Origin of the sequence: Streptomyces sp. NPDC017246 (assembly GCF_044331325.1) — a bacterium.
GTDB lineage: Bacteria > Actinomycetota > Actinomycetes > Streptomycetales > Streptomycetaceae > Streptomyces.
Map to the genome: position 1 here is coordinate 143,380 of NZ_JBIRMW010000015.1, position 26,538 is coordinate 169,917.

The 26,538-nt window shown below is 72.7% G+C and carries 25 protein-coding genes, 1 tRNA gene and 1 pseudogene; 22 read left to right on the plus strand and 5 right to left on the minus strand.

The genetic code is table 11. The annotated features are described in order from the left end of the window. The first annotated feature begins 3 nt into the window (after positions 1-3). Both ACH4MY_RS29765 and ACH4MY_RS29770 read left to right on the plus strand, forming a co-directional pair. Positions 4-627, plus strand: coding sequence for an ATP-binding protein (locus ACH4MY_RS29765; protein WP_398006814.1), 624 nt, complete (start codon positions 4-6; stop codon positions 625-627). Positions 628-817: 190 nt separating this feature from the next. Continuing rightward, the gene (locus ACH4MY_RS29770; RefSeq protein WP_398006815.1) at positions 818-1,828 is read left to right on the plus strand and encodes an MrcB family domain-containing protein; all 1,011 of its coding nucleotides are present in this window, start codon (positions 818-820) and stop codon (positions 1,826-1,828) included. 7 nt (positions 1,829-1,835) lie between these two features. Here the strand turns inward: ACH4MY_RS29770 and ACH4MY_RS29775 are convergent, their stop codons facing one another. Continuing rightward, positions 1,836-2,837 carry an SEC-C metal-binding domain-containing protein gene (locus ACH4MY_RS29775; protein ID WP_398006816.1) on the minus strand — a complete coding sequence of 334 codons (1,002 nt, stop codon included), beginning with the start codon at positions 2,835-2,837 and terminating at the stop codon, positions 1,836-1,838. Between the two features lie 63 nt (positions 2,838-2,900). Here ACH4MY_RS29775 and ACH4MY_RS29780 point away from each other — a divergent pair, with 63 nt between their 5' ends. Beyond that, the gene (locus ACH4MY_RS29780) at positions 2,901-3,731 is read left to right on the plus strand and encodes a class E sortase (protein WP_398006817.1); all 831 of its coding nucleotides are present in this window, start codon (positions 2,901-2,903) and stop codon (positions 3,729-3,731) included. An 86-nt stretch (positions 3,732-3,817) separates the two neighbouring features. Here the strand turns inward: ACH4MY_RS29780 and ACH4MY_RS29785 are convergent, their stop codons facing one another. Then, positions 3,818-5,275: an MFS transporter gene (locus ACH4MY_RS29785; protein WP_398006818.1), complete on the minus strand. Its 1,458-nt coding sequence runs from the start codon at positions 5,273-5,275 to the stop codon at positions 3,818-3,820. A gap of 163 nt (positions 5,276-5,438) precedes the next feature. On the opposite strand from ACH4MY_RS29785, the gene ACH4MY_RS29790 reads away from it, so the two are divergent. The 4 genes from ACH4MY_RS29790 (at position 5,439) to ACH4MY_RS29805 (ending at position 8,200) form a co-directional block, all read left to right on the plus strand. Continuing rightward, positions 5,439-5,981, plus strand: a complete 543-nt coding sequence (locus ACH4MY_RS29790; protein ID WP_398006819.1) for a winged helix-turn-helix transcriptional regulator — start codon at positions 5,439-5,441, stop codon at positions 5,979-5,981. A gap of 84 nt (positions 5,982-6,065) precedes the next feature. Beyond that, on the plus strand, positions 6,066-6,362 hold the full coding sequence (locus tag ACH4MY_RS29795) for a DUF6412 domain-containing protein (RefSeq protein WP_398006820.1): 297 nt from the start codon (positions 6,066-6,068) through the stop codon (positions 6,360-6,362). 114 nt (positions 6,363-6,476) lie between these two features. Beyond that, a complete protein-coding gene (locus tag ACH4MY_RS29800) occupies positions 6,477-7,205 on the plus strand; it encodes a YidC/Oxa1 family membrane protein insertase (protein WP_398006821.1) in 729 nt (242 codons plus the stop codon). 137 nt (positions 7,206-7,342) lie between these two features. Continuing rightward, complete coding sequence (locus tag ACH4MY_RS29805) at positions 7,343-8,200, plus strand: fumarylacetoacetate hydrolase family protein (RefSeq protein WP_398006822.1); 858 nt, start codon at positions 7,343-7,345, stop codon at positions 8,198-8,200. Positions 8,201-8,366: 166 nt separating this feature from the next. On the opposite strand, the gene ACH4MY_RS29810 is transcribed toward ACH4MY_RS29805, so the two are convergent. Together ACH4MY_RS29810 and ACH4MY_RS29815 are read right to left on the minus strand one after the other, a co-directional pair. Further along, entirely contained in the window at positions 8,367-8,852 is a 486-nt protein-coding gene (locus ACH4MY_RS29810; RefSeq protein WP_398006823.1) for a heme-degrading domain-containing protein, read from the minus strand. After that, positions 8,849-9,970 (minus strand): Gfo/Idh/MocA family oxidoreductase, encoded by a 1,122-nt coding sequence (locus tag ACH4MY_RS29815; RefSeq protein WP_398006891.1) that lies wholly within the window; start codon positions 9,968-9,970, stop codon positions 8,849-8,851. The genes ACH4MY_RS29810 and ACH4MY_RS29815 overlap by 4 nt, the downstream gene beginning before the upstream one ends. A gap of 92 nt (positions 9,971-10,062) precedes the next feature. On the opposite strand from ACH4MY_RS29815, the gene ACH4MY_RS29820 reads away from it, so the two are divergent. From ACH4MY_RS29820 to ACH4MY_RS29885, 14 genes and pseudogenes are all read left to right on the plus strand, one after another. Beyond that, complete coding sequence (locus tag ACH4MY_RS29820) at positions 10,063-11,109, plus strand: ROK family protein (RefSeq protein ID WP_398006892.1); 1,047 nt, start codon at positions 10,063-10,065, stop codon at positions 11,107-11,109. Positions 11,110-11,390: 281 nt separating this feature from the next. Beyond that, entirely contained in the window at positions 11,391-12,425 is a 1,035-nt protein-coding gene (locus ACH4MY_RS29825; protein ID WP_398006824.1) for a hypothetical protein, read from the plus strand. Between the two features lie 50 nt (positions 12,426-12,475). Next, on the plus strand, positions 12,476-13,234 hold the full coding sequence (locus tag ACH4MY_RS29830; protein ID WP_398006825.1) for a GntR family transcriptional regulator: 759 nt from the start codon (positions 12,476-12,478) through the stop codon (positions 13,232-13,234). Between the two features lie 135 nt (positions 13,235-13,369). Further along, positions 13,370-14,491 (plus strand): TIGR03364 family FAD-dependent oxidoreductase, encoded by a 1,122-nt coding sequence (locus ACH4MY_RS29835; protein WP_398006826.1) that lies wholly within the window; start codon positions 13,370-13,372, stop codon positions 14,489-14,491. Positions 14,492-14,505: 14 nt separating this feature from the next. Then, entirely contained in the window at positions 14,506-15,225 is a 720-nt protein-coding gene (locus ACH4MY_RS29840; RefSeq protein ID WP_398006893.1) for a phosphonatase-like hydrolase, read from the plus strand. Further along, positions 15,222-16,283 (plus strand): ABC transporter ATP-binding protein, encoded by a 1,062-nt coding sequence (locus ACH4MY_RS29845; RefSeq protein ID WP_398006827.1) that lies wholly within the window; start codon positions 15,222-15,224, stop codon positions 16,281-16,283. The genes ACH4MY_RS29840 and ACH4MY_RS29845 overlap by 4 nt, the downstream gene beginning before the upstream one ends. After that, positions 16,276-17,130, plus strand: a complete 855-nt coding sequence (locus ACH4MY_RS29850; RefSeq protein ID WP_398006828.1) for a 2-aminoethylphosphonate ABC transporter permease subunit — start codon at positions 16,276-16,278, stop codon at positions 17,128-17,130. Before ACH4MY_RS29845 ends, ACH4MY_RS29850 begins: the two co-directional genes overlap by 8 nt. Next, entirely contained in the window at positions 17,117-17,914 is a 798-nt protein-coding gene (locus tag ACH4MY_RS29855; RefSeq protein WP_398006829.1) for an ABC transporter permease, read from the plus strand. Before ACH4MY_RS29850 ends, ACH4MY_RS29855 begins: the two co-directional genes overlap by 14 nt. A 24-nt stretch (positions 17,915-17,938) precedes the next feature. Continuing rightward, positions 17,939-18,997 (plus strand): 2-aminoethylphosphonate ABC transporter substrate-binding protein, encoded by a 1,059-nt coding sequence (locus tag ACH4MY_RS29860; protein WP_398006830.1) that lies wholly within the window; start codon positions 17,939-17,941, stop codon positions 18,995-18,997. A 132-nt stretch (positions 18,998-19,129) separates the two neighbouring features. Continuing rightward, positions 19,130-20,665 carry an alkaline phosphatase family protein gene (locus ACH4MY_RS29865; protein ID WP_398006831.1) on the plus strand — a complete coding sequence of 512 codons (1,536 nt, stop codon included), beginning with the start codon at positions 19,130-19,132 and terminating at the stop codon, positions 20,663-20,665. Positions 20,666-20,744: 79 nt separating this feature from the next. After that, positions 20,745-21,524: an HAD-IIA family hydrolase gene (locus ACH4MY_RS29870; RefSeq protein ID WP_398006832.1), complete on the plus strand. Its 780-nt coding sequence runs from the start codon at positions 20,745-20,747 to the stop codon at positions 21,522-21,524. An 84-nt stretch (positions 21,525-21,608) separates the two neighbouring features. Continuing rightward, the gene (locus ACH4MY_RS29875) at positions 21,609-22,319 is read left to right on the plus strand and encodes a PT domain-containing protein (protein ID WP_398006833.1); all 711 of its coding nucleotides are present in this window, start codon (positions 21,609-21,611) and stop codon (positions 22,317-22,319) included. Then, positions 22,316-22,990 carry a class F sortase gene (locus tag ACH4MY_RS29880; RefSeq protein ID WP_398006834.1) on the plus strand — a complete coding sequence of 225 codons (675 nt, stop codon included), beginning with the start codon at positions 22,316-22,318 and terminating at the stop codon, positions 22,988-22,990. Before ACH4MY_RS29875 ends, ACH4MY_RS29880 begins: the two co-directional genes overlap by 4 nt. Positions 22,991-23,561: 571 nt before the next feature. After that, positions 23,562-24,607: pseudogene (locus ACH4MY_RS29885) on the plus strand (glycoside hydrolase family 6 protein). Positions 24,608-24,687: 80 nt separating this feature from the next. Here ACH4MY_RS29885 and ACH4MY_RS29890 read toward each other — a convergent pair. Further along, positions 24,688-24,761, minus strand: a tRNA-Lys gene (locus tag ACH4MY_RS29890). Between the two features lie 184 nt (positions 24,762-24,945). Here ACH4MY_RS29890 and ACH4MY_RS29895 point away from each other — a divergent pair. Then, on the plus strand, positions 24,946-26,358 hold the full coding sequence (locus tag ACH4MY_RS29895; RefSeq protein ID WP_398006835.1) for a peptidoglycan-binding protein: 1,413 nt from the start codon (positions 24,946-24,948) through the stop codon (positions 26,356-26,358). The last annotated feature ends 180 nt before the right edge of the window (positions 26,359-26,538 follow it).

A 26,538-nucleotide genomic window follows, 5' to 3' on the forward strand; every position in this document is an offset into this window, starting at 1 on the left:
TGCATGGTGCGCAAGCCGTGGGAATTGCAGTTCCTGGCGGAGCCAGGGGAGATCGCCGGGCTGCGGCGTGTGGTGCGGCTTCACTTGAAGCTCTGGGGGTTGTCGCGGCAGAGCGAAGCGGCTCAGCTCTGCGCGGGAGAGTTGGCTTCGCTCGTATTCCGTCAGGGAGGAGCGGGCACTTCCTCATCGCTGCGCTTGTCGATGCGTGGCACCTTCCTACGGATCGAGGTGAGAGATTCGGGAGTCCATACGCACCCGACACTCGCCGTCCTCACGTCGGACGACGAGGCGGACATGGGCCTGGCGCTGGTGGATGGGATCGCGGATCGATGGGGTGTCCTGGTGGGGCCGGACCACAAGGGCACCTGGTGTGAGATCGCTACCGACCTCACATCTCCCCATGGCCACAGTGGTGGCGCGCGCGTCACGCGCGCGGAAGCCATGATCTCCCTGTATGGCGCTATCAGTTCTCCTCGGGCGGTCAACGCGACCAAGGTGACCGCCGCTACGGCCAAGGACGCGGTGATCGAGGTGGTCGCGGATCTCCTACGTTGGGTGGACGCTCACGGTTATGACACCGACGATGTCCTGGACGCGGCCCAAGCGCGCTTTGACTTCGGGCTGTGAGGACCGTGTGGCTTCTCAGGACGGGTCCTCAGCGAGGTGACGAGCTAGCACGAGCCCATATCCCCGAGAAGACGCCGTGATCTAGATTTCCCGCATGGGGATGCGAGATCTGCTCAGCGAGGTAGCGAGCACATATGACCGAACCGCTGGTTCGAGGCGAGACGTGGCTGGACAGCAGGTGCTGCGAGGCGTGGCGAGCCGCACCGACCTCGCCCTTCCGCATGGATACAAGGCGGAAGGGCATGGCGGTCAGACCACTCCGGCGGCGACGCCTTGGATCGGTGTCTTCGCAGAAGAAGGCGACAAGGATCCCAAGAGGGGCCTCTACCTCGCTTACATCTTCAGTGCCGATCTGAAGAATGTGACGCTGACCTTGCAGCAGGGCATCACGTGGCTGGAGGAGCGGCTGGGGAGAGGGCGTGCGCGCGAAGAGCACCTTCGTCATCACGCGGCCAGGCTCCGTCGAGCCGTGCGGCGACAGGAGGCGCAGGGCTGGGTGGACGAGCCCGAGCTTCGGGACAAGGCGGCTCGCCCCAGGGCCTACGAGGCGGCCAGCGTTATCGCCAAGACGTATGACACGGCTGGCTTGCCCAGTGATGTCACATTGGTGGAAGACCTGCTGACCGGCATCGCGTTCTTGCATCGAGTGCAGGAAGCGGACCGCGTGTGGTGGATGGGTGACGACGCGGACGCTCTGGAGATGTCGTACGAGCCGCATGTCCACGTAGGCCCGATCGCCGACCCGCTCGCTGGCTTCCATCCGAAGGACAGCAGTGACTACGTGGTGGAGATCAAGGCTCGGCAGCAGGTCAAGCGACGAAGCCACGAGAAACTCGTCGAAGACTTCGGCGGCCATGTCGTGAAGCGTGGATTCGACCCCATCACGCATCTACAGCATCCCAAGGACCTTGTACTCCGCCGGCATGGCGGGGATGCGGGCGAGGAGTGGCTCGTAGAGGCGAAGGTCGTCCGAGGTGGAAACCCGACGGTGGCGGTGCGTGAGGCGCTCGGGCAGCTCTACGAGTACCGACACTTCCTCTACCGAGATCAGCCTGAGCTTTTCCTCATAGGGCTCTTTTCTGAAGAAATCGGCGTCTATGCCCCGTACCTCGAAGGCCACGGGATCGCTTCGGTCTGGCGGTCCGGTGACGGATGGGATGGTTCTCCCAAGGCGCGAGGCTGGGGCATGACGACGGGGTAGGTCCGGCTCAGGTCGTAGCGCCCCCATGGCACTCCCCGTACGTGGCGGCCCGGCCGCACCAGCAGGCCGCCGTGCGGGCCGGGGGCCAGGTCGTTGCGCGGGCTCGGGCTGCCAGGGTCGTCGCGTACTGGGGGAGCAGGTCCGCGTTGGACGGGTGGGTGGATTCCGAGGCTGCGAAGGCTTCGTAGGAGGGGACCGTCGCGCGGACGATGCCCAGGTTCGGGGTGCCCGCCTGGGCGAGTTCTCTGAGGGAGGCCTCGATGTCCGTGAGGTGGGCGCGGTACGTGGGGTACTCCGCCTCCAGTTCCGGGTACGCCGCCAGCAGTTCGTCCAGTTCCGGTTCCGGCCAGTGGAGGACCGCCACCGGGAACGGGCGGGAGAGCGCCGTGCGGTACGTGCCCAGTTCCGAGCGGAGGCGGGCGATCTCGGCCTGGAGTTCCGCCGGGTCCTCCGAGCCGAGGGACCACAGGCGCTTCGGGTCGTGGAGTTCGTCCAGGGGGACCGCCGCCGTGTGCAGGCGGTCCGCCAGGTCGTCCCCGGCGTCGTGCGGCAGGGCCAGCATTCTGCGGACCCGGTGGCGCGTGGTGAGGAGCGACTGGGTCGCGTGGGGGAGTTCCTCGGTGGTGACCAGGAGGTCCGCCGCTTCCGTGAGCGTGGACTCGGCCGCCTCCAGTTCGTCGTGGGCCTCCAGCGTCTCCGCCGCGATCTCCCACGGCGCCGCGTCCTGCGGCCTCGCCCGTCGGACGCCCTCGATGATCGCGCGGGCCTCGGCCTCGTGGCCGTACTCCCACAGGTTCGCCGCCTTCAGTGACCTGATCAGGAGCGGGTTCGTGGGGGAGGAGGACAGGAGGGCGTCGTAGAGGGCCGTCGCCGCCTCGCGGTCGCCCGCCAGTTCCAGGTGGGCCGCGGCCTGGAGGTGGAGGGGTTCCCGGTCTCCCGGGTACTGCGCTGCCGTGCGCAGCAGGCGCTCGGCTTCGGTGGTGTGGGCGGCAGGCGTGTCGGGGCGCATGCTCTCCACCGTACTGCTGTACGGGCCTGGAGAGTTGGCGCCTCAGCGCTTATCGTGCCCCGCGTGCGGGCCAGGGTGGGGCAGCGGGTGCCGGTCGTCGTCCAGTCGCGGGGGCGGCGCCGTACGGGTGCCCGCGTGCTGTGGGTGTGCGCCGAGACCGTCGTCACCTGTGGTGTTGTCGTTCTGCTTCTCGTGGTGCATCAGCTCTGGTGGACCAACCAGCAGGCCCGTGCCGAGGCCGGGCGGCAGGTGCGGGTGCTTGAGCGGGAGTGGGACATCTCTCTCCCGGTCGACGGTCCCTCCACCGGGCTGTCCGCCGCTCCCTCGGCCGGTCCTTCGGCGGGGCCGTCGGGTGGGCCTTCCGCCGGTCCCGCCGCCGGCGGTTCCGTGGACGGTGACGGCGTCGTCCGGGCCCGTCCCACCGCCGATCCCTCCGGCCGTGACACATCGGCCTCGTCCGCCTTCGCCGTCCTCCGCATCCCCCGTCTCGGTCTCACCGTTCCCGTCGCCGACGGCGTCTCCAAGCGGTCCGTTCTCGACAAGGGGTACGCCGGGCACTATCCCGGTACCGCCGCCCCCGGCCGTACCGGGAACTTCGCGCTCGCCGGGCACCGCAACACCCACGGCGAGCCCTTCCGGTACATCAACCGGCTCGCGAAGGGGGACGTGATCTCGGTGCGGACCCGGGACGCCACGTACACCTATCGCGTCGATCAGATCCTGCCGCGGACCGCTCCCCGCGACGTGGGGGTGATCCGGGATGTTCCCCGGTCCCTCGTCAAGCCTTCGTACGGCTACGGGGCCCCCGGTGCCTATCTCACCCTCACGACCTGCACCCCCGAGTTCAGCAGCGCCTACCGGCTCGTCGTCTGGGCGAAGCTGGTCGCGGGCTAGGGGTGTCGTGCCGCGTGTGGATGGGGCGGTCTTCGTTCGGGTGCTGATGTCCGGTGAGGGGTACGCGATCCTCGCCCTTGAGGAGTTCACCGGCGCGGCCGTCGTCCGAGAGTCAGGGTGATCCCCGCGCCGGTGAGGGCGAGCGCCGCCGCGACCAGGACCGCGGTGTCCGGGCCCGTCCCCGTCGTCGCCAGTGCCAGCATCAGGGCCACACCCGCCGAGGAGCCGATGTAGCGCGCGGTGTTGTTCGCCCCGGAGCCCATCGCCGCGCGCTCCGGCGGTACGGAGTCGACCGCGAGCCGGGGCAGCGCCGCGTTGAGGAGGCCGCTGCCCGCGCCCGCGACCACCAGGCCCGGGAGCAGGCGCGGCCACGCGTCGGCCGGGCCTTCCAGGGCGCCGAGCAGGGCCAGGACCCCCGCCGCCGACAGGACGAACCCGAGGGTCAGCTGGTACGGGGCCGAGAGCCGGCCCGCGAGACGGCGCGACTGAAGGGCCACCACGAACGCCGTGCCCGACCAGAGCACGAACAGCCACGCCGCCCCGAGCGGCGACATCCCCGCCCCGCCCTGGAGCAGGGCGGGCACCACACTGAACAGGCCGATCACCGCCAGGCCGGTGAACAGCGCCCCCAGCGTCGACGCGAGGAACGCGGGCCGCCGCAGCAGCGCCAGATCCACCATGGGCGTACGGCTCCGGTGCTCGACGGCCACGAACAGGGCCGTCAGCACGACGGACGCGAGGAGCAGCAGGGCCACGGGGAGCCGCAGCCAGCCGTCCCGGCCCAGGGTGAGGGCGGTGAGCAGGGCCGCGAGAGCCAGGCCGAGGGCGGTCGCGCCGGCGATGTCCTGGCGGGTGCCCGGCTTCTGCGGTCCCGCCAGGACAAGGCGGGTGCCCGGCTTCTCCGGTCCCGCCGCCGCTTCGTCGGACCCCGCCCCACCGGCCGTCCGGTCGTCCGTCAGCGTGCGCGCGCCCACCACCGCGATCACGAGCGCGGCCACGCCCAGCGCCTCGTACGCGAGGCGCCAGTCCACCAGGCTCAGGGCGCCCGCGAGCAGCGGGCCGAGCGCGATGCCGCCGCTCACCGAGGCCCCCCAGATCCCGGTCGCCCTGATCCGGTCCCGGCCCGCCGGGTACGCGTGGGCGAGCAGTCCCAGGCTGCCCGCGAGGAGGGCGGCGCTCGCGGCGCCCTGGGCGATCCGGGCCGCGGTGAAGGTGAGCGTGGAGCCCGCGAAGCCGCCGAGGGCGGTGGTGAGGCCGAGGGCGAGGGTGCCGAGGAGGAAGATCCGGCGGCGCCCGTGCGCGTCGGCGAGGCTGCCGGCCACCAGGAGGAGGACGGCGAGGCCGAGCGGGGTGCCGTTGAGCAGCCAGGCCTGGGCGGAGGCGGGGGTCCCGAAGGCGGCGGCCATGTCGGGGAGGGTGAGCATCGGGGCCGTGTAGTTCATCAGCGCGACGGCGGTGGCCGCGGCGGTGACGGCGAGGGTGGCCCGGGGGCGGGTGCCGTGGGGCGGCGCGGCGGCGGGGGCGGTGGACGCGAGCTGGGGCACGGCGGGGACCTCCACCTGTCGGTCGGGTCGGTCTTTCGAGGTGAGCCGGTCGGTCGTTCGAAGCGAGGCGGTCGGGCGGTCCACTGGTCGGTTCGGTCAATGAACTCGCTGATTCGATCCACGGTACCAGCAAGGTTCAGTCAATGAACTTTGAATGGGTAGGATGGATCCCATGGCTCTCGGCAAGGACTACGCGCAGCAGCAGTGCTCCATCGCCCGCGCCCTCGAAGTCGTCGGCGAGCGCTGGACCCTGCTCGTCGTCCGCGACGCCTTCTACGGCGTCCGCCGCTACAACGACTTCCTCGTCCATCTCGGCGCCCCCCGCGCCGTCCTCGCCGCCCGCCTCCAGGCCCTCGTCGAGGCCGGGATCCTCGACCGGCGGCGCTACCGGGAGTCGCCCTCGCGCGACGAGTACGTGCTGACCGGGCGCGGCCTCGCCCTCTGGCCCGTCCTGCGCTCGCTCGGCGCCTGGGGTCGGGCCGAGCTCCCCGGAGCCGTACCGGTGCGCCACTTCCACCACGCCGACTGCGGCACCGAACTCGGCCCGTACGGCGAATGCCCGGCCTGCCGTGTCCCCGTACCGCCCGCCGACGTCGAGATGCGGCCCGGCGCCGGGCTCGACCGGGACCCGGCCGATCCGGTGAGCCGTGCCCTCCTGGACCCTCGCCGACTGCTCGATCCCCTGCGGCCGGGACGCGGGGAATGAGAAGTGCCGACAGCGGGAACTCCTGAGCCGCTCCGTACGTCCTCCCCGTGAGACAGCATCCGGCGGGCGAGAGGAGGGACGGACATGACGACCAGAAGCCTTGTCCTGCGCGTGGTCGCGCCGCTCTTCTTCCTCCTCGCCCTCGCCGACCTCCTCCTCTCCGACGGCGGTGGCGTCTCCGCCGCCGTGGCCCTCGCCGCGACCACCGTCGTCTGCTCCCTGTTCGGAGCCCGTACGGCCCCGGCCGTGCCGCCCACCGTCGTCCGCACGGCCATCCGCGACCGCGAGCGGCGCACCGCCTTCCTGCCCCAGCGCGATCCCGACGCCGCAGGGCGCCGCAGACCCCGCGCTCCCGGCCGTCCCCTCCCGACGGCCGCGTAGGGAGCCCCCGCACCACATCACCCCGGACACGCTCACCGGGCATCCCCCACGCGGATCCGTCATGCCGAGACCCGATATCTCCCCGGCACGACGAGACCCCATGGAGGGCTCCCCTTGTCCGTCTTCGCTTCCTTGGTCGAGCGGCTCGCCGACCTGCTCCAGCCGCTCTTCGCGACCACCGCCACGGCCGCCGCGATCGTCCTCTTCACGATGCTCGTACGGCTCGCGATCCACCCGCTGTCCCGGGCCTCGGCCCGCGGCCAGAAGGCGCGCACCCGGATCGCGCCGGAGCTCGCCGCGCTCCGCAAGAAGCACGCCAAGAACCCCGAGCGGCTGCGGAAGGCGACGATGGAGCTGCACGCGCGGGAGAAGGTGTCGCCGTTCGCCGGCATCCTGCCCAGCCTGCTCCAGGCGCCCGCCTTCCTGCTCATGTACCACCTGTTCTCCGGCGACCGGATGGCCGGGCACACCCTCCTCGCCGCCCCGCTCGGCGACCACTGGGCCGATGCCCTCGCCCACGGCGGTGTCCTCGGCCCGGCCGGGCGGGTCTATCTCGTCCTCTTCGCGCTCGTCGCGGGCGTGGCCACGTTCACGTACCGGCGCACCAAGGCGCAGCTCGCCGCCCAGCCGCTCGACCTCGGGCAGCCCACGCCGGGTGCGGGTGCCATCGCCAAGGTGATGCCGCTGCTCTCCTTCGCCACCCTGATCACGGTGGCCGTCGTCCCCCTCGCCGCCGCCCTCTATGTCGTGACCAGCACCACGTGGACCGCCGTCGAGCGGGCCCTTCTCTTCCGGGATCGGGGCGAGAAGGAGGCCCCCGTACCGCTTGCTACTCGCGCGTAAGGGTCCAGTGGCTGAACGGGGTCTTGCAGAGTGACCCGTTCTCTTGGAGGATCGACCAATCCTCCGATGGCCGCACTCCATCGGCCGGGGTACCTCAGGGCCCTTCCCGGGCCCGCCTCGACCACAGGGAGAAGTCCATGAAGCTGCTGCGTGTCGGCCCGCCCGGAGCCGAGCGTCCCGCCCTGCTCGACCAGGAGGGGACGCTTCGCGACCTGTCCGCGCTGGTCGACGACATCGACGGCAGTCTGCTCGCCGACGCCTCCGCCCTGGACCGGGTACGGGCCGCCGCCGGCGCGGGTGTGCTGCCCGCGCTCGACGCCACCGGCCTGCGCGTCGGCCCGCCCGTCGGGCGGATCGGCAAGGTCGTGTGCATCGGGCTGAACTACCACGGGCACGCCGCCGAGACCGGGCAGGCCACCCCCGCCGAGCCCGTCGTCTTCCTGAAGGCCGCCGACACCGTCGTCGGCCCGGACGACACGGTGCTCGTACCCCGCGGCTCGGTGAAAACCGACTGGGAGGTGGAGCTCGCCATCGTCATCGGCCGCACCGCCCGCTACCTGGAGACCGACGAGGAGGCCCTCGCGCACGTCGCCGGGTACGCCGTCGCCCACGACGTGTCCGAGCGCGAGTTCCAGATCGAGCGCGGCGGCACCTGGGACAAGGGCAAGAACTGCGAGACCTTCAACCCGCTCGGCCCCTGGCTGGTCACCTCCGACGAGGTGCCCGACCCGCAGGCCCTCGGCCTGCGGCTCTGGGTCAACGGCGAGCTCAAGCAGGACGGTCACACCTCGGACCAGATCTTCCCGGTCGCGGAGGTCGTGCGCTACGTCAGCCGGTTCATGACCCTCTACCCCGGCGACATCATCAACACGGGTACGCCCGCGGGTGTCGCCATGGGGCAGCCGGAGCCCAAGCCGTACCTGCGTCCCGGTGACGTCGTCGAGCTGGAGGTCGACGGGCTGGGCCGGCAGCGGCAGGAGCTCAAGGGCGCCTGATCCCTTCCGGCAGTTCCCTCCTTCGGAGAACGGCGGCGCCCCCGTGGGGCGCCGCCGTTTCTGTCATCGGCCGGCGGTGGAGGCCGGCGAGCAGAGCGGTGCCGTCGGTCATCGGCCGGCGGCCGGGCGGCGTCATCGGCCGACAGCGGGCGGCCGAGCGGCGTCGTCAGCCCGCGGCGGGGGCGGGCAAACCGCCGATCAAGCGCTCCAGCGCCTCGACGACCATGGCGTGGTCCTCGGCCTGCGGCAGCCCCGAGACCGTGACCGAGCCGATCACGCCCACCCCCTCGACCGCGACCGGGAACGCGCCGCCGTGCGCCGCGTACCGGCCGGGGTCGAGGCGCGAGGACTCCTCGAACGTCGTCCCCTTGGCGCGGAACCGGGCCCCGACCAGGAACGAGCTCACGCCGTACCGCTCGACGACCCGTCGCTTGCGGTCGATCCAGGCGTCGTTGTCCGCGCTGGAGCCGGGCAGCGCGCAGTGGAACAGCTGCTGCGGCCCGCGCCGGATGTCGATCGCCACCGGCGCCTCACGCTCGCGCGCCATGCCGACGAGCAGGGTGCCGAGCCTCCAGGCGTCCTCGTACGTGAACCGGGGGAGGACCAGCCGGGCTTCCTGGGCCTCCAGCTCGCTCACCTCCTGGGCGCTCACAGCGCCACCGTGATTCCCTCGCGGGCGGACCGCTTCGCCGCCTCCAGGACGTCGAGCGCGGCCGCGGCCTCGTGTGCCGTGACCGGGTTCTCGCCGGTGCCGCGCAGGGCGGCGGCGACGGCCGCGTAGTACGCGGGGTAGGCGCCCGGCAGGGACTCGACCGGGGTTCCGCCGCCGGTCAGCGGGGACTCGCCGGAGCCGAGCCGGCCCCACAGCTCCTTCGGCTCCACACCCCACACCGCGCCCGGCACGGGCCGCAGGCCCTCGCGCAGGTCGGCCTCCTGCGGGTCGAGCCCGTACTTCACGAAGCCCGCGCGCTGCCCGAGGACCCGGAAACGGGGTCCGAGCTGGGCGGTGGTGGCGCTCACGTACAGATGGGAGCGGACGCCGTTCGCGTGGGTGAGTGCGAGGAAGGTGTCGTCGTCGGCCTCGGCGCCCGGCCTGCGGACGTCCGACTCGGCGTACACGGAGACCACCGGGCCGAAGAGGACGAGGGCCTGGTCGACGACATGGCTGCCGAGGTCGTAGAGCAGTCCGCCGATCTCCGAGGGAGCGCCGGATTCGCGCCAGCCGCCCTTGGGGAGCGGGCGCCAGCGCTCGAAGCGGGACTCGAAGCGCTGGACCTCGCCGAGGGCGCCCTCGGCGACGAGGTGGCGGAGGGTGAGGAAGTCGTTGTCCCAGCGGCGGTTCTGGAAGACGGAGAGCAGCAGGCCGCGCTCCTCGGCGAGGGCGGCGAGGGTGCGGGCCTCGGCGGCGGTCCCGGCCAGCGGCTTGTCGACGACGACCGGGAGGCCGGCCTCCAGGGCGGCCGTGGCGATCGCGACGTGCGTCTTGTTGGGGGAGGCGACGACGACCAGGTCGAGCGCGTCCGCCGCGCCGTCCTCCCACAGCTCCTCAGGGGTGGCGACGATCCGGACGCCGGGGTGGGCGGCGCGGGCCTCGGCGGCCCGTTCGGGATTGCCGGTGGTGACGGCGGCGAGGACGAGGTCCTCGGAGGCGGCGATCAGCGGGGCGTGGAAGACGGAGCCCGCGAGGCCGTAGCCGACGAGTCCGACGCGGAGGGGGGTGCGGGGGGAGGTGCCCGTCGTGGCGGGGCCGGTCGGTCCCGAGCCGGTCATGTCGGTGCCAGTCATGCCCCTCACTTAAGCAACGGTGTTGCCAAAGTGCAAGCGACAGCGACAATGGGCGGGTGAAGACGGACCTGGGTGGAGTGAACGTACCGGCACTGCGCAGCCACAACGCGGCGCTCGTGCTCGACCTGCTGCGCGTGGCGGGCGAGACCGGGATCAGCCGTCTGGAGCTGGCCGAGCGGACCGGGCTCACCCCGCAGGCCGTCAGCAAGATCACCGCACGGCTCCGGACCGAGGGCCTCGCCACCGAGGCCGGGCACCGCGCCTCGACCGGCGGCAAGCCGCGCACGGTCCTGCGGCTCGTCCCCTCCGCCGGGTACGCCGTCGGCGTCCACCTCGACCGCGACGAGCTGACGACCCTCCTCACCGACCTCGCCGGCACGGTCGTCGCCCTCCGCCGGCGCGTCCTGGACCTGGGGGCCGGCGCGGGGCCGGTCCTGGACGCGGTGACGGAGGAGGTACGGGCGCTCCTGGCCGACGCGCCTTCGCCCGGCACCGTCCTCGGCGCCGGGGTCGCCATGCCCGGCCCGCTCGACCACCGTGCCGGGGTGCCGGGCCGGGTGACCGGCTTCCCCGCGTGGGAGGGCCACCCCGTCCGAGAGGAGCTGGCCGGACACCTCGGACTGCCCGTCGTCCTCGACAAGGACACCAACGCCGCCGCCCTCGGCCTCGCCCTCCGCCCCGCCGCCCCCGACTCCTTCGCCTACGTCCACCTCGGTACGGGCCTCGGCGCCGGCCTCGTCCTCGGCGGGGCGCCGCTCCGGGGGGCCAGGACGGGCGCGGGCGAACTCGGGCACCAGACCGTGCAGCTCGACGGACCCCTGTGCGACTGCGGCGGGCGCGGCTGCCTGGAGGTCCTGTGCCTCGCGGCCGTCGCGCGCGGCGACACGGCCGAGGCCGCGCGCATCCTCGGCGCGGGCGCGGCCAACCTCGTACGGCTCCTCGACATCGACCAGGTGCTGCTGGGCGGCCGCGTGGTCCTCGCCGCGCCGGAGGAGTTCGCCGCCGGGGTTCGGGAGGTCCTGACCGGGCTCGGACTGACGGCGCCCGTGGGGGTGGCGGGGGAGCGGGACGCGGTGGCGGAGGGAGCGGCCTGGCTGGTCCTGGCACCGGTCTTCGGCGCCTAGGAGGGCGGCGGCCTCCGGGCGATCGCGCCTCGGGCAGAAGCCCGGCCTCCGGACCTCGGCCTCCGGACCTCGGCCTCCGGACCTCGGCCTCCGGACCTCGGCCTCCGGACCGCCGAAAGGCACCCGTCTTCAGTTCATAGGGAAGTAGGAAAGTAGGCCGATCGGGCGGATCGGCCAGGCCGTTCGGGGGGTGTGCCCGGCGTCGCTCCCCGGCCCGCCCGGCCCCGCGTGGCAGCGTCGCGGCCGACCCGTACGTCCGCGAGCAGCAAAGGCCCCGCCCCATGGCATCTGCCCCCCTGCGACCGCGCAGCGCCCGCGCCGCCCTGACGACGGCGGCCGCGCTGGCCGCCGCCGCGGCGGCCCATCTGACGGGCGCCGCACCGGCGCTGTCGGCACCGGCCCTGTCGTCCCCGGCCTCGCCGGCCGGCCCGTGGGCCCCCGCGCCCCCGGCCCCCCACGCCCCCGCCCCCGATCCCCCCGCTCCCGCCTGCGGCGCCTCCACCGGCTCCGCCTTCCCCCTTGACACCCGGATCCACGGGGGTCCCGTCGACTACCCGGCCGGCGGGCCGTTCCAGGAGTGGAAGCTCGATCTCACCAACACCACCGCCGAGCCCTGTTCCGGGATCCACCCCGTGCTCGTGCTCACGGACCGGGAGCGGGTGCTGCGGCCCGAGCAGATCCGGTTCGAGTTCTACGACGCCGGGGCCGCGCGGTGGCGGCCGGTGACCTTCGAGGCGACCGAAGAGGCGGAGAACGTAGGTGTGTTCACCGGTGCGGAAGGGTCCGAAGGGTCTGACGGTTCCGGCGGGATCGACGGGACTGCCGGGACTGCCGGGATCGACAGCCCCGGCGAGTCCGACAGGTCCGACGACCCCGTCGGCTTCCCCGGCTTCGCGGTGCCCGCCGGCCGGACCCTCACCGTGCCCGTACGGCTCGCCTTCCGCGCGGAGGCCGCTCCCGGCGACGTCGTCGTGAACGCCGCCGTCGTGCAACGCCGGGGCACCGACGGCGACTGGGTCGGCGAGTCCGGCGACTACCGGCTGAGCATCGGTTCCGCCTCGCCCACCGGCCCGAAGGATCCCGCACCTGACACATCCGGCGCGGCCGACCCCTCCAGGTCCCCCGCGCCCGCGTCCCGCCCGCCGGGCTCCCCCCGGGACCAGGAAGCGCCCGTGACCGGTGACCTCGGCAGTGAACTCGCCCGTACGGGACGGCAGTCGGAGGAGTACGCCCTGCTCCTCGCCCCGCTCGCGGCCGTGCTCGTCCTCCTCGGAGTCGTCCTCGTCCGCACCCACCGCCGCCCCCGGCACCGCTGAGCCATGCCGCGTACACCTTCCCGTTCATCCCCGTCTGCGACCATCCCCCGGTGAACTACCAGAACACCCCCGGCGCCCCCGTGAACTCCGGCATCCCGGAGCACGGCCGCGTGCCCAAGTACTACGCCGTCAAGGCCAGACTCGCCCTGATGGTCGACGAGTTGGGGGAGGGCGGGCTGCTGCCCACCGAGCGCGACCTCGCCGTCCGGTACGAGGTGTCCCGCGAGACCGTCCGGCAGGCGCTGCGCGAACTCCTCCTGGAGGGGCGGCTGCGGCGCCAGGGCCGCGGCACGGTCGTCGCGGGCCCGAAGCTCGAACAGCCCCTCTCACTCGCCAGCTACACGGAGGGGGTGCGCCTCCAGGGCCGCCGCCCCGGCCGCAGCCTCATCTCGCTCGACCGCTTCCCCTGCCCGGAGGCGCTCGCCCCCGAGGTCGGCGCCGAACGCGGCGAGCCCGTCTGGCACATGGAGCGCGTCCTGCTCGCCGACGACGAGCGGGTCGGCCTGGAGAGCACCTATGTCTCCGAGGCCCGCGCCCCGCGGCTGGACGCCGAGTTCGACCCGGACTCCTCCTTCTACGCCTATCTCCACGACCACCTCGGCATCTCGTTCGGCGACGCCGACGAACGCATCGAGACGGTGCTCGCGACGCCCCGTGAGGCCCTGCTGATCGGCACCCCGCCGGCGCTCCCGATGCTGCTGCTCCACCGTGTGTCCCGGGACACCTCGGGGCGGCCGCTGGAGCGGGTCCGCACCCTCTACCGGGGGGACAGGTTCAGCTTCACCGCGCACCTGGGGGCGCGGGGCTGAGTCACCCGTACCGCCACAAGCCGCCACTCCAGATCACGTAAAGATAACGGGTCTGGTCCAAGCTTGTCGGTCCGTTCACCGTCCCGTCGTCCACCGGCCCCGTCCGGGACACCCGCCCCCACGAGCGTCGACGTCATGAAGGTGATCGTCGTAGGAGCCGGCGTGGTGGGAACCATGCACGCCTGGCACGCAGTGGAACGCGGCCACGAGGTCGTACACATCGAGCGCGAGGCCGAGGCGCGCGGGGCGTCCCTCCGCAACTTCGGCCAGATCTGGGTGAGTGGACGGGCGGGCGGCGAGGAGCTGGACACCGCCCTGCGCGCCCGCGAACTCTGGGAGGGCGTCGGGGCCCGGGTCCCCGGGCTCGGCTTCCGGGCCATCGGCTCCCTCACCCCCGTACGGAACGAGCTGGAGCTCGCCGTCGCCGAGGCCGCCGTCGCCCGTCCCGACGCCGCCGCCCGCGGCTACAAGCTGCTCACGGCCGCCGAGGCCCGCGCGCTCAACCCCGCCCTGCGCGGCGACTTCGAGGCCGCGCTGTGGTGCGAGCGGGACGCGGCCGTCGAGCCGCGCCTCGCACAGCTCGCCCTCCGCGAGGCCCTCCTCGCCACCGGGAAGTACACCTTCCTGCCGAACCGCGAGGTCCGCGACGTCGTCGGCGAGAACGCCGTCCGCGACGACCGCGGTGAGGTCCACAGCGGCGACGCCGTCGTCCTGTGCACCGGCGCCTGGCTCTCCGGCCTCGTCCGCGAGGTCGCCGGCGAGATACCCGTCCGCCGGGTCCGGCTCCAGATGATGCAGACCGAGCCCCTCGGCGAGGCGCTCACCACCTCCGTCGCCGACGCCGACTCCTTCCGCTACTACCCGGCGTACGCCTCCGAGGCCCTGGACTCCCTCCGGGCCGCGCAGCCGCAGGACCCGACCGCCGCCGCCCACAAGATGCAGCTCCTGATGGTGCAGCGCCTCGACGGCGGACTGACCGTCGGCGACACCCACGAGTACGAGCACCCCTTCGCCTTCGACACCCTCGAAGACCCCTACGAGCACCTCACCCGCGTCGTCGAGTCCTTCCTCGGCCGCCCGCTGCCGAAGGTCAGGCGGCGCTGGGCCGGGGTGTACGCGCAGTGCGTCGACACCGGCCGGGTCGTGCACCGCCAGCGGGTCCGCGACGGCGTGTGGCTGGTGACCGGGCCCGGCGGCCGCGGCATGACCTGCTCGCCCGCCATCGCCGAGAAGACCGCCGACGAACTGGGCTGGTGAACCACATGAACCACATGAACCACATGAACCGCACGGACCGCACGGACTCCGCAGGCAAGCGCACGCACGACCTCGTCGTCCTCGACATGGCCGGCACCACCGTCGCCGACGGCGGCCTCGTCGAGCAGGCCTTCACCGCCGCCGCCGAGCGCCTCGGCGAAGACCCCGCCACGATGATCGACCACGTCCGCGCCACCATGGGCGAGTCCAAGATCTCCGTCTTCCGCCATCTCCTCGGCGGCGACGAGACCCGCGCCCGGCAGGCCAACCTCGCCTTCGAGACGGCTTACGGCGAACTGGTCTCCGACGGCCGGATCGCCCCGGTACCCGGCGCGGCCGAGGCGATCGCCGAGCTGAAGGCCCAGGGCCGCAGGGTGGTCCTCACCACCGGGTTCGCCCGGGTCACCCAGGACGCCATCCTCGACGCGCTCGGCTGGCGGGACACGGTCGAGCTGACCCTCTGCCCGGCGGACGCCGGCGGCCGGGGCCGCCCCTACCCCGACATGGTCCTCGCGGCCCTCCTCCGCACGGGGGCCGTCGACGACGTCCGGCGGATCGCCGTCGCGGGCGACACCTCGTACGACATGCTCAGCGGGGTCCGCTCGGGCGCCGGGATCGTCGCGGGCGTCCTGACGGGCGCGCACGACGAGGCGGCGCTCAAGGAGCACGGCGCGACGCACGTCCTGGCCTCGGTCGCCGAACTCCCCGCGCTGATCACGGAGTCGGAAGCATGACCAGTGGCATCCGCTTCGACGGCGTGTCCGTCGTGTACGGCGGCACCACCGTCCTCGACCGCCTCGACCTGACCGTCGAGCCCGGCGAGGTCATGGCCCTCCTCGGACCCTCCGGCTCCGGCAAGACCACCGCGCTGCGGGGCGTCGCCGGGTTCGTGCGGCCGGCCTCCGGGCGGGTGCTCATCGGCGACCGTGACGTCACCGGCCTCCCGCCGTACAAGCGGGGGATCGGGATGGTCGTCCAGCAGTACGCCCTCTTCCCGCACCTGCGGGTCGAGGCCAACGTCGCCTTCGGCCTCAAGGCCCGGAAGGTGCCGAAGGGCGAGATCCCCGGCCGGGTCGCCGAGGCCCTGGAGATGACCGGCATGGCGGCCTACGCCCACCGGTACCCCCGGGAGCTCTCCGGCGGCCAGCAGCAGCGCGTGGCCATCGCGCGGGCGCTCGCCATCCGGCCCCGGGTCCTCCTCCTCGACGAGCCGCTCTCCGCGCTCGACGCCCGGCTGCGCTCCGGGATGCTGGCCGAACTGGCCCGACTTCACCGGGAGTTGCCAGAAGTGTCGATCCTGTACGTCACCCACGACCAGGTCGAGGCGCTGACCCTCGCGGACCGGATCGCCGTCATGGACAAGGCCCGGCTCCAGGACTGCGGCACCCCGCAGGACCTGTACCGCAGGCCCCGTACGGAGTTCACCGCCTCGTTCGTCGGCAACGCCAACCTGCTGCCGGTGACGGTCGGCGCGGACGGGGTCGCCTTCGAGGGGACCGAACTGAAGGTCGCCGCCGACGACCCGACCGGTCCGGCCCCCGGCGCGGTCGCCACCCTCTGCGTCCGGCCCCACCTGGTCGGACTCGGAGACGGACCGAACGCGCTGCGGGGCCGCATCAGCGAGGTCCAGTGGCGCGGGTCCACCCACCGGCTGTACGTGGAGGTGGGCGGGCACCGGGTGAAGGCGGACGTACGGGAGCTGCGGGAGACGCCCCTCCTCGGGGCCGAGGTCACCCTGCACTTCGCACCCGAGGACGCCGTCCTGCTGGGCGCGGGGGTGTCGGATGGCTAGCGCGGTGAGCGCCGCCGCCCCGGCGGCGACCGGCACGCGGTCGCGCCGCACCACCCCCGTCTGGGTCTGGGCGCTTCCCCCCGTCGCCGTCCTCGCGCTCGTCTTCCTCTATCCCCTCGCGCTCGTCGTCCAGGAGTCCCTGGCCCCCGGCGCCTACGCCGGCGTCTTCGCCTCCGCGTCCTTCCGCGAGGCCCTCGTCACCACCGTGTGGCTCGCCGTCGCCGCCACCGCCGGCTGTCTGGTCCTCGGCTTCGTGCTCGCGGTCGTGATCGCGTTCGTGCCGTTCCCCGGCGGGAAGGCGGTGTCGAAGTTCATCGACGTCTTCCTCTCCTTCCCGTCCTTCCTGATCACGCTCGCCCTGCTCTTCCTCTACGGCACGGTCGGCATGGCCAACGGCGTCTGGACCGACGTCACCGGCGACCCCTCGGGACCGTTCCGGTTCCTGAGCACGCCGTGGGGCGTCCTCCTCGCCGAGATCACGTACTTCACCCCGTTCGTGATGCGGCCGCTGCTCGCCGCCTTCTCGCAGATGGAGACGGCCCAGCTGGAGGTGGCCTCCTCGCTCGGCGCCCGGCCGCTGCGGATCGTCCGGCAGGTGATCCTGCCCGAGGCGCTGCCCGCGCTCGCCGCCGGCGGCAGCCTCGTCCTCGTCATGTGCCTCAACGAGTTCGGGATCGTCCTCTTCACCGGGGCCAAGGGCGTGACGACCCTCCCGATGCTCGTCTACGGCAAGGCGATCCTCGAATCCGACTACGCCGCCGCCTGTGTCGTCGCCGTCGTCAACGTCGCGCTCTCCGTGGGCCTCCACACCCTCTACCGGGGGGTGAGCCGCCGTGCTGGTGCATAGCCGTACGGGCAGGTGGACGGCGTGGGCCGTGTTCGCCGTCCTGTTCGTCCCGCTCTTCGCCCTGCCGATCCTCGTCATCGTCGCCGCCTCGTTCTCCACGCACTGGTCCGGCGCCTTCCCCTCCGGGCCGACCACCGCGCACTACGCGGCGGCCGTCCGCGGCGAGTCCCTCCAGGCGCTCACCACCAGCCTGGTCACCGCCGTCACCGCGAGCCTGATCGCCCTGACCGTCGGCACCTGGGCGGCGCTCGCCGGCGCCGCGCTCGGCCGGAAGGGCAAGCGGGCCCTCGACGCGCTGTTCATGCTGCCGGTCGCCGTGCCGTCCGTGGTCGTCGGCCTCGCCGTCCTCGTCGCGTACTCGCAGCCGCCGTTCCTTCTCAACGGCACTCGCTGGATCGTGATCCTCGCGCACACCGTCCTCGTCACGGCCTTCGCCCACCAGTCGGTCTCGGCCGCGATCCAGCGGCTCGACCCGATGTACGAGCAGGCGGCGGCCGGCCTCGGCGCCCGCCCCTCGTACGTCCTGCTCCGGGTGAGGCTGCCGCTCCTGCTGCCGTCCCTGAACGCGGCGGCCGGACTCTGCTTCGCCCTGTCCATGGGCGAGCTGAGCGCCACGATGATGCTCTACCCGCCGGACTGGATGCCGCTCCCGGTGCTCATCTTCACCGCCACCGACCGCGGCTCCCTCTTCACGGGCTCGGCGCTCGCCGTGGTCCTCATGGCGGCGACCCTGCTCGCCCTGCTCGCCGTCTCCCGTATCCGCACCAAAGCCTCCTTCCGCTGAAGATCCTCAGGAGAGAACGACGTCATGCGTACCTACGCCAAGCCGATCGCCGCCGTCACCGGCTCCCTCGTCCTCGCCGCGGGGCTCACCGCCTGCGGTGACTCCTCCGCCGCCTCCGACGGGAAGACCGTCACCGTCTACAGCGCCGACGGCCTCAAGGGGGAGGCGGGCGACGGCTGGTACGACAAGGTCTTCGCCGCCTTCGAGAAGAAGACCGGCATCAAGGTCAAGTACGTCGAGGGCGGCTCGGGGGAGATGGTCCAGCGCGCCCTCCGCGAGAAGGGCAACACCCAGGCCGACGTCCTCGTGACCCTGCCGCCCTTCATCCAGCAGGCCGGCTCCAAGGGCCTCCTCCAGAAGTACACCCCGCAGGGCGCCGACCAGGTCGGCGGCGGCGACAAGGCGGGCGACGGCTCCTGGACCTCGGTCGTCAACAACTACTTCGGCTTCGTCCACAACAAGAAGGAGCTGCCGGCCGCCCCGAAGAGCTGGGAGGAGCTGCTCGACGCGAAGTTCGAGGACAGGCTCCAGTACTCCACCCCGGGTGTCGCGGGCGACGGCACCGCCGTCCTCATCAAGGCGATGCACGACTTCGGCGGCCGGGAGCCGGCCATGGCGTACCTGAAGAAGCTCCAGGCCAACAACGTCGGTCCGTCCTCCTCCACCTCCAAGCTCGCCCCCAAGGTGGACAAGGGTGAACTCCTCGTCGCCAACGGCGATGTGCAGATGAACTTCGCCCAGTCCAAGGCCATGCCGAACCTCGGCATCTGGTTCCCGGCCAAGGGCACCGGCCGGCCCACCACCTTCGCCCTGCCGTACGCGGCCGGCCTGGTGGACAAGGCCCCGCACACCGAGAACGGCAAGAAGCTCCTCGACTTCATGCTCAGCGAGGGCGCCCAGCGCGAGGTCAGCGCGATCGGCGGCGGCTTCCCGGCCCGCAAGGACGTCAGGCCCACCGATGCCAACGCCATCGAACTCGCCAAGCTCCTGGAGGGCGTCGAGATCTTCGAGCCGGACTGGGCCGACATCGACAAGAACCTCAAGACCTACGTCGACGCGTGGAAGTCGGCGACCGGAAGCTGAGAGTTCACGGTACGACTCTGGAAAGCCTCCGTTGATCGCGGAAAGATAACGGGTACGGACCAACGCCCCTGAGAGATCAGGGGCGTCGGCGTGTGTACGCGACCCACCGATCCCCTGACGGAGGACTCCGACATGCCGATCACCGGCATCTCCCGCCGCACCGTGCTCGCCGCCGCCGGTGCCACCGCGGCCGTCGCCGCCACCGGCCTCGCCACCGCCCCCGCCGCACAGGCGGCCTCGCCCACGCTCCCCGACGGCACCAGCAAGGACAAGGTGCTCGTCGTCGGCATGGACGGCCTGCGGTACGACCGGATCGACGCCGCCCGCGCCCCGAACCTCAAGTCCCTGATGGCGAACGGCACCTTCGGCCGCTCCCTGCTCTACGCCGACCCGATGGCCGCGACCTCCTCCGGCCCCGGCTGGTCCACGATCTCCACCGGCGTCTGGCCCGACAAACACGGCGTCAAGGACAACACCTTCACCGGCAAGAACTACGGCCGGTACCCCGGCTTCCTCGCCCGCCTGCACCAGGTCCGCCCCGAGCTCTCGCTCTTCGCCGCCGTCGACTGGCCCGAGCTCGACACCCACGGCACCGTCACGCCCGGCGCCGACGCCAAGCTCGTCTACAACAACAACTACGTCGTCAACGACCTCGTGATCACCGACATCACCGAGGACATCCTGCGCAACCAGAACCCCGACGTCCTCTTCGTCTACTTCGGCGAGACCGACGAGATCGGCCACGACAACGGCGCCGCGAGCCCCAGGTACCTCGACGCGATCGACGTCCAGGACGGCTACCTCGGACGGCTGCTCACCGCGATCAAGGCCCGCCCGGCATACGCCACCGAGCGCTGGACGGTCGTCGTCGCGACCGACCACGGTCACACCGACGGCGGCGGTCACGGCGGCTCCTCCATCGAGGAACGGCGCACCTTCGTCCTCGCCCAGGGCCCCGGCATCGCCGCCGGCGCCCGCCCCTTCGACACCCGGCTCGTCGATGTCGCCGCCACCGTCTTCCACCAGCTCGGCATCACCCCCGACCCTGCCTGGGGCCTCGACGGCAAGCCGATCCAGCAGCGCTCCACCGACCCGTTCGACAGCCTCTACGGGTCGCTCACCGGCCGCGTCGACGAGACCGGCATCCCCGCCGGAGTCCTCGGCTTCACCCGTACCCCGCCCAGCGGCTGGTCGGTCGTCAACAACGCCATGGGTACCGGCGGTGTGACCGAGTGGCACGGCTGGTCCTTCGCCACCGACGAGTTCTGGTCCCGCTCTCAGCGCGACCAGTCCCGCGAACTGAATGTGCGTGCCCGGGGCGTGTTCGCCGTCGCCGACTCCGACGAGTGGGCCGACAAGGCCTTCTCCGGTACGTACGACTCGACCCTCGTCACCCCGGCGTACAGCGTCTCCGGAGCCGCGACGGTCACCCTCGGCTTCACGACCCTCTACCGCCAGGAAGGCGCCCAGACCGCCCAGGTCCTGGCGAGCTTCAACGGCGGCACCCCGACCCCGGTCAAGAGCTACACGGCCGACGTCCTCTCCCAGCCCCAGTCGCTCACGGTCGCCGTCCCCGCCGGCGCCTCCAGCGTGAGCTTCCGCTTCCGCTACACCGGGTCCAACAACTGGTACTGGACGATCGACGGGGTCAAGGTCACGGCTTCCTGATTAGGCTGGGGGCGTCGCCACAGCGCTGTCGCGGCGTCCCCAGCACACCGCACGTTTGTACGGCAGGAGTCCCGCACCCATGGCAGAGCGCAAGCCGATCGAATCCTGGCTGACCGACATGGACGGCGTCCTCATCCATGAGGGCGTGCCGATCCCCGGCGCCGACGCGTTCATCAAGAAGCTGCGGGAGACCGGGAAGCCCTTCCTGGTCCTGACCAACAACTCGATCTACACGGCCCGCGACCTGCACGCCCGGCTCGCCCGGATGGGTCTCGAAGTGCCCGTCGAGAACATCTGGACCTCGGCCCTCGCCACCGCCAAGTTCCTCGACGACCAGCGCCCCGGCGGCACCGCGTACGTCATCGGCGAAGCCGGTCTCACCACCGCGCTGCACGACATCGGCTACGTCCTCACCGACCACGACCCCGACTACGTGGTGCTCGGCGAGACCCGTACGTACTCCTTCGAGGCGATGACCAAGGCCGTCCGCCTCATCAACGCGGGCGCCCGCTTCATCTGCACCAACCCCGACGAGACCGGCCCCTCGCTCGAAGGGCCGCTGCCGGCCACCGGCTCCGTCGCCGCGCTCATCACGAAGGCCACCGGCAAGGAGCCGTACTTCGCGGGCAAGCCGAACCCGCTCATGATGCGCACCGGGCTCAACGCCATCGGCGCCCACTCCGAGTCCAGCGCCATGATCGGCGACCGGATGGACACCGACATCCTGGCCGGCCTGGAAGCGGGCATGCAGACCTTCCTGGTGCTGACCGGCCTGACGTCCGAGGCGGAGATCGACCGCTTCCCGTTCCGCCCGTCCAAGATCGTCAAGTCGATCGCGGACATCGTCGACCGCGTCTGACGGCCTCCGGCGAGCCGGGCGCCGCCGCCCTGCGGATGCGAGAAGCCCCGATCCGGGTGAACCTGCCAGTATCAGGAGGTCACGATGCGTTCAGGTCCCATTGCTCTCCGTGCCGCAGGGGCGGCCCTGGTACTCGTGCTGGCACCCGCCGCCGGCAGCGCGTACGCCCACGACGGGGTGAAGGTCACCGTCACCCCGTCCACCGCCTGGCCCGGCGCCGACGTCGACGTCCGCGTCCAGGGCTGCAAGGGCACGACCGGTGCCGCGAAGTCCCAGGCGTTCGTCGCCGACGCGGAACTCACCGGCCGGGACGGTGGGGGCGCCCCGCTGTTCGGCGACACCACCGTCAGATCAGGTCTTGAGAACGGCACCTACAAGGTCAGCGTGACCTGCGACGGCCACGACCACCCGGACGTCGGCACCGTGCGCGTCGAGCACCGGAAGCCCACGCACGAGCCGACCCACCAGCCGACGCACCGGCCCACCCAGCAGCCGACTCATCAGCCGACTCATCAGCCGACTCATGAGCCGACGCACCAGCCGACGCACCAGCCGACGCACCACCCGAGCCCGGTCGCCCCGGTCCGCGCCGGTGGCGGCGGCACCGCCGCCTTCGCCGCCCCGGCCGCCCCCGGCGTCGCCCAGACCACCAGCGAGAGCGGCCTCGGCACCCCGTACACCCTGCTCGGCCTCGGCCTGGCGGCCGTCGCCGCCGTCGCGGTCGCCTTCCGCAGCTCCCGCCGCCGCGCCCCCGGCTCCGGTACGGGCACGGGCACGGGCACGGGCACGGAATGACGGCGTCGTCCGGATCCCGCCCGGCGGGTCACGGGCGACTCGTCACCGGCGTGGTCTGGGCGCTGCTGCTCTCCGGGCTCTGGCTCTGGGGCCGCGAGGCCACCGAGGGCCCCGGCGGCAGCTCCGCGCCGACCACCGGCGACATCGCCGCCGTCGGCCGCCCGCTCGGCGCGGCACTGCCCCCGGCCAGGGACCCGCTCGCACCCGTCGAACCCCGACAGGTGGAGATCCCCTCCCTCGGCATCACCGCGCCCGTCGTGGCCCGCGACCTGGACGGCACGGGCGCGATCGACCCGCCGCCGTACGAGATGCCCCACACCGTCGGCTGGTTCGGCGCGGGCACCCGGCCGGGCGCCGTCGGCCCCGCCCTGCTCGTCGGCCACGTCGACACCGACACCCGGCCGGCGGTCTTCTACGGCCTGAGCGCGGCCCGCCCCGGCGCCAAGGTCCGCGTCACCCGGACGGACGGATCGGTCGCCGAATTCACGGTCGACGACGTCCAGGTCTACCCCCGGGAACACTTCGACGCCCGCAAGGTCTACGGCGCGAGGGACCCCCATCGGGCGGAACTCCGCCTGATCACCTGCGGCGGCACGTTCGACCGCGAGGCGGGCGCGTACACGGCGAACGTGGTGGTCTCGGCCTACCTGACAGCAGCGCACACCCCCTGAGCTCCACGACAACGCATTCGTTCCGCCGGTCCGGAGCGGGCGGTCACGACGTGCGTCGCCGCCACCCCGTTGTGGGCAGTTGTTCCTCCCCCAGACTCCGTCCGGGGGGACCCCCAGGGCGGAACGGGTGGGCACAACGGAACGTCGCCCTTTGCCGAGCCCAGGCTTCCGCGCCGTAACCCACACCCCTTGTGCGCCGAGCCTGTGGTGCGGGTTCGGGCGCAGGGGGCGGACGCGCCGCCAAGCGCGCGTCCCGTGTGCCCACCCGTCCCGCCCCAGCGTGCGCGTGCCCACACGGGGGTGGGCGGGGGTGGCGACCAGGGCCACGCCGGGGGTGGGCGGGGGCGGTCCCGTACGGGCCGTCGGCCGGGTCCCGGTCGGCGGTGTCGCGTCCCGCAGCCGCCGCCGACCGGGCCGGTCCTCGACCGCAGGGCTCGCAGGCGCGGGAGGGGCCCGGTGCCACCGCGGGAGGTCGGGGTTCCGGCCACTGTAGAGGCCCCGCCTCGCCCGGCCCAGAGGGCTGTCGTGTCACGATGGTCACGACCGCTCCGCAGGATTCCGAGGGGCCCGCATGTCCGCACGTCCGGCCGTGTGCCGAGCCGGGTTCTCCCTTCCGGCCGTCGCGTTTCTGCTCCTCCTCGCCGCCGTCTCCGCCTGCTCGGCCCCGGCCCCGCGTCCCGCCCGTGAGGCCCCGGCCGCGGCGGGCCCCGGAGGGCCGAGAACATCGCGCGCCGTTCCGGCCGACGGCCCCTACCGGGTGAACCCGGACGGCAAGGCGGCCCGCGCGGTGGCCGAGCATCTCGCCGCGGGCCGCACCGCCGTGGCCGAGTCGCTGCGGAGGGTCTCCTCCGGCCCCAGGCGGAGTGGATCGGACCGGACCGTCCGGAGGAGGAGACCCGGGCGCTCACCGCGGCCGCCACCCGCGCCGGGCGGGAGGCGCTCCTCGTGCTCTACGACATCCCCGACCGTGACTGCGGCCAGTACTCGGCGGGCGGTGCGGCGGACGCCGCCGCCTACCGGAACTGGGTGGACGGGGTGGCCCGCGGCATCGGCGACCGGCGTGCGACGGCCGTCCTGGAACCGGACGCCGTGATGCACGCTCTCGCCGGCTGTGTCGGGGCGCGGCAGAGGGCCGAGCGGTTCGCGCTGCTCAAGGCGGCGGTCCGGCGGCTGAAGCGGCAGCCCGCCACCACCGTCTACCTGGACGCGGGCAACGCGGGCTGGGGCAGGCCGGCGGACCTCCGGGTCCCCCTGCGGGAGGCCGGGATCGCGGAGGCCGACGGCTTCGCGGTCAACGTCTCGAACTTCCGGACGACCGCGGAGAGCACCGCGTACGGCCGCTCGCTCTCGGCCCTGGTCGGCGGCAAGCCCTTCGTGATCGACACCGGCAGGAACGGGAACGGCCCCTGGGCGGAGGGCGACCCGGCCGACAGCTGGTGCAATCCGCCGGGCCGCGCGCTCGGCGAGCCTCCGACCCGGCGCACCGGGGATCCGCTGGTGGCGGCGTATCTGTGGATCAAGCGGCCCGGCGAGTCGGACGGTCTGTGCCGGGGCGGCCCGAAGGCGGGGGAGTGGTTCGACTCGTACGCGCAGGAACTGGCCCGCAACGCACGGTAGTTCGATCCCGGTGCGGTCGAAAAAAGGCCGGAAGACGACCAAGACCCCCTCACCGATGGTGAGGGGGTCTTGACTCTGCGTGCGCCGCCAGGGACTCGAACCCCGGACCCGCTGATTAAGAGTCAGCTGCTCTAACCAACTGAGCTAGCGGCGCCTGCTGACAGAGAGAACTCTACCTGACGTGCGGGTGTGCTCCCGACCAATACCGGTCACCTCCGGCCTGTCGGATGGTCGTATCAGGCCTTCGATCCGTCAAAATGCGATTTGTCCAGACAGTTGAGACACTGGCGCCCAAAACCAAGGGTCAAAAGATCTTGACGAGTGTGGAGGGGAATCCCATGAGCGTGCCGGTCTTCGAGGAGTTCGAACCCGCGGCCGACTGCGGCTGCCCGGGGTGCGCCCGGCAGCGGCGTGACCTCGCGCTTGGCCTGCCCGTCCGGGCGGGCGGCCACCCCGCGGCGCACGGCGCCCGCCGCGCTCTGGTCCTGGTGACCGCGGCGGGGGTGGTCCTGGGCGGCGGCGGGGTGGTGTCGGCGGCGGCCCTTCCGCCGCCGGCCGGACCGTTCGCCCCGGCGGGGCTGACGGACCCGGCGGATCTCGCCGGCCCGACGGACCTCACGGACCCGGCGGACCTCACGGACGGACCCGCGCCGGCCGCCGACCCCGGACCCGACACCCCGCAGGGCGGCCGGGGGCCGCTGCACGGGGCCCCGGGCCCCGGGCCGGACCCCTCCCCGGCCGCGACGCCGACGACCAGTCAGATCTCGACCGGCACCCTGCGGCAGACGACCCGGGCCGAGATCATCAACCGCGCCAAGCTGTGGGTGACCGCCCAGGTCCCGTACTCCATGGAGAGGTACTGGACGGACGGCTACCGCCAGGACTGCTCCGGCTACATCTCGATGGCCTGGAACCTGCGCAGCAACGAGTGGACCGGCAGCCTCGACCGCTTCGCCGAGCGGATCGACCGCACCGAGCTCCAGCCCGGCGACATCCTGCTCTTCCACAACCCGGCCAACCCGACGCGCGGCTCGCACGTCACGATCTTCGGCGGCTGGACCGACTACACCCACACCTCCTACGTCGCGTACGAGCAGACCAAGCCGCGCACGCGGAAGCAGGCCACGCCGATGGCGTACTGGGAGAACTCCGACCGGTACGTGGCCTACCGCTACAAGGGCGTGGTCAGCGGCGGCACCGGCGGCGGGGCGACGCCCACGGCGGAGCCGTACCCCGGCACGGCGATGTTCGGTCCCGGCGCGAACAACCCGTTCATCACCCAGCTCGGGCGGCTCCTCGTCGACCGCGGCGGCCAGAAGTACTACAGCAAGGGGCCCGGCCCGAAGTGGGGCGAGGCGGACCGGCGCGCGACCCAGGCGTTCCAGCTGGCGCAGGGCTGGAAGGGCAAGGAGGCGGACGGCCTTCCCGGTCCCCAGACGTGGAAGCTCCTCGTCACCGGCGGGGGCAGGAGCATCGGCGGTTCGAGTGGTTCGAGCGGGTCGAGTTCGAATGCGACGGGATTTCCCGGGCGTGGCTCCTTCCGTCCGGGCCAATCCAACGCATATGTGGAGAAGCTGGGCAAACAACTGGTGAAGCGGGGCTTCGGCAAGCACTACCTGTCGGGACCCGGTCCGCGCTGGACGGAGGCGGACCGCCGCAACGTCGAGGCGTTCCAGCGGGCTCAGGGCTGGCGCGGCGCAGCGGCCGACGGCTACCCGGGCCCGGAGACCTGGCGGCGTTTGTTCCGATGACCCCGAGAGCATGAGGTGGACCCCGAATGACGGCATCGACCCCGAACCCCGCGGACTCCGGTGCGGCGGCCTCACGTGACGCGGCCCGCACGGCGAGGCGTCTGACGGACGGCACCCTCCCGCGTACGTCCCCTCCGCAGGGGGCGCCCCCGGGCACCCCGCCGCCGACACGGCAGGACG

Coding starts and splice junctions, on each gene's coding strand:
- ACH4MY_RS29790 (WP_398006819.1), top strand. CDS start 5,439: ATGGATCCCATGGCTCTCGGCAAGGACTACGCGCAGCAGCAGTGCTCC.
- ACH4MY_RS29840 (WP_398006893.1), top strand. CDS start 14,506: ATGAACCACATGAACCGCACGGACCGCACGGACTCCGCAGGCAAGCGC.
- ACH4MY_RS29765 (WP_398006814.1), top strand. CDS start 4: ATGGTGCGCAAGCCGTGGGAATTGCAGTTCCTGGCGGAGCCAGGGGAG.
- ACH4MY_RS29850 (WP_398006828.1), top strand. CDS start 16,276: ATGGCTAGCGCGGTGAGCGCCGCCGCCCCGGCGGCGACCGGCACGCGG.
- ACH4MY_RS29875 (WP_398006833.1), top strand. CDS start 21,609: ATGCGTTCAGGTCCCATTGCTCTCCGTGCCGCAGGGGCGGCCCTGGTA.
- ACH4MY_RS29870 (WP_398006832.1), top strand. CDS start 20,745: ATGGCAGAGCGCAAGCCGATCGAATCCTGGCTGACCGACATGGACGGC.
- ACH4MY_RS29895 (WP_398006835.1), top strand. CDS start 24,946: ATGAGCGTGCCGGTCTTCGAGGAGTTCGAACCCGCGGCCGACTGCGGC.
- ACH4MY_RS29835 (WP_398006826.1), top strand. CDS start 13,370: ATGAAGGTGATCGTCGTAGGAGCCGGCGTGGTGGGAACCATGCACGCC.
- ACH4MY_RS29825 (WP_398006824.1), top strand. CDS start 11,391: ATGGCATCTGCCCCCCTGCGACCGCGCAGCGCCCGCGCCGCCCTGACG.
- ACH4MY_RS29775 (WP_398006816.1), bottom strand. CDS start 2,837: ATGCGCCCCGACACGCCTGCCGCCCACACCACCGAAGCCGAGCGCCTG.
- ACH4MY_RS29880 (WP_398006834.1), top strand. CDS start 22,316: ATGACGGCGTCGTCCGGATCCCGCCCGGCGGGTCACGGGCGACTCGTC.
- ACH4MY_RS29845 (WP_398006827.1), top strand. CDS start 15,222: ATGACCAGTGGCATCCGCTTCGACGGCGTGTCCGTCGTGTACGGCGGC.
- ACH4MY_RS29860 (WP_398006830.1), top strand. CDS start 17,939: ATGCGTACCTACGCCAAGCCGATCGCCGCCGTCACCGGCTCCCTCGTC.
- ACH4MY_RS29815 (WP_398006891.1), bottom strand. CDS start 9,970: ATGACCGGCTCGGGACCGACCGGCCCCGCCACGACGGGCACCTCCCCC.
- ACH4MY_RS29865 (WP_398006831.1), top strand. CDS start 19,130: ATGCCGATCACCGGCATCTCCCGCCGCACCGTGCTCGCCGCCGCCGGT.
- ACH4MY_RS29795 (WP_398006820.1), top strand. CDS start 6,066: ATGACGACCAGAAGCCTTGTCCTGCGCGTGGTCGCGCCGCTCTTCTTC.
- ACH4MY_RS29805 (WP_398006822.1), top strand. CDS start 7,343: ATGAAGCTGCTGCGTGTCGGCCCGCCCGGAGCCGAGCGTCCCGCCCTG.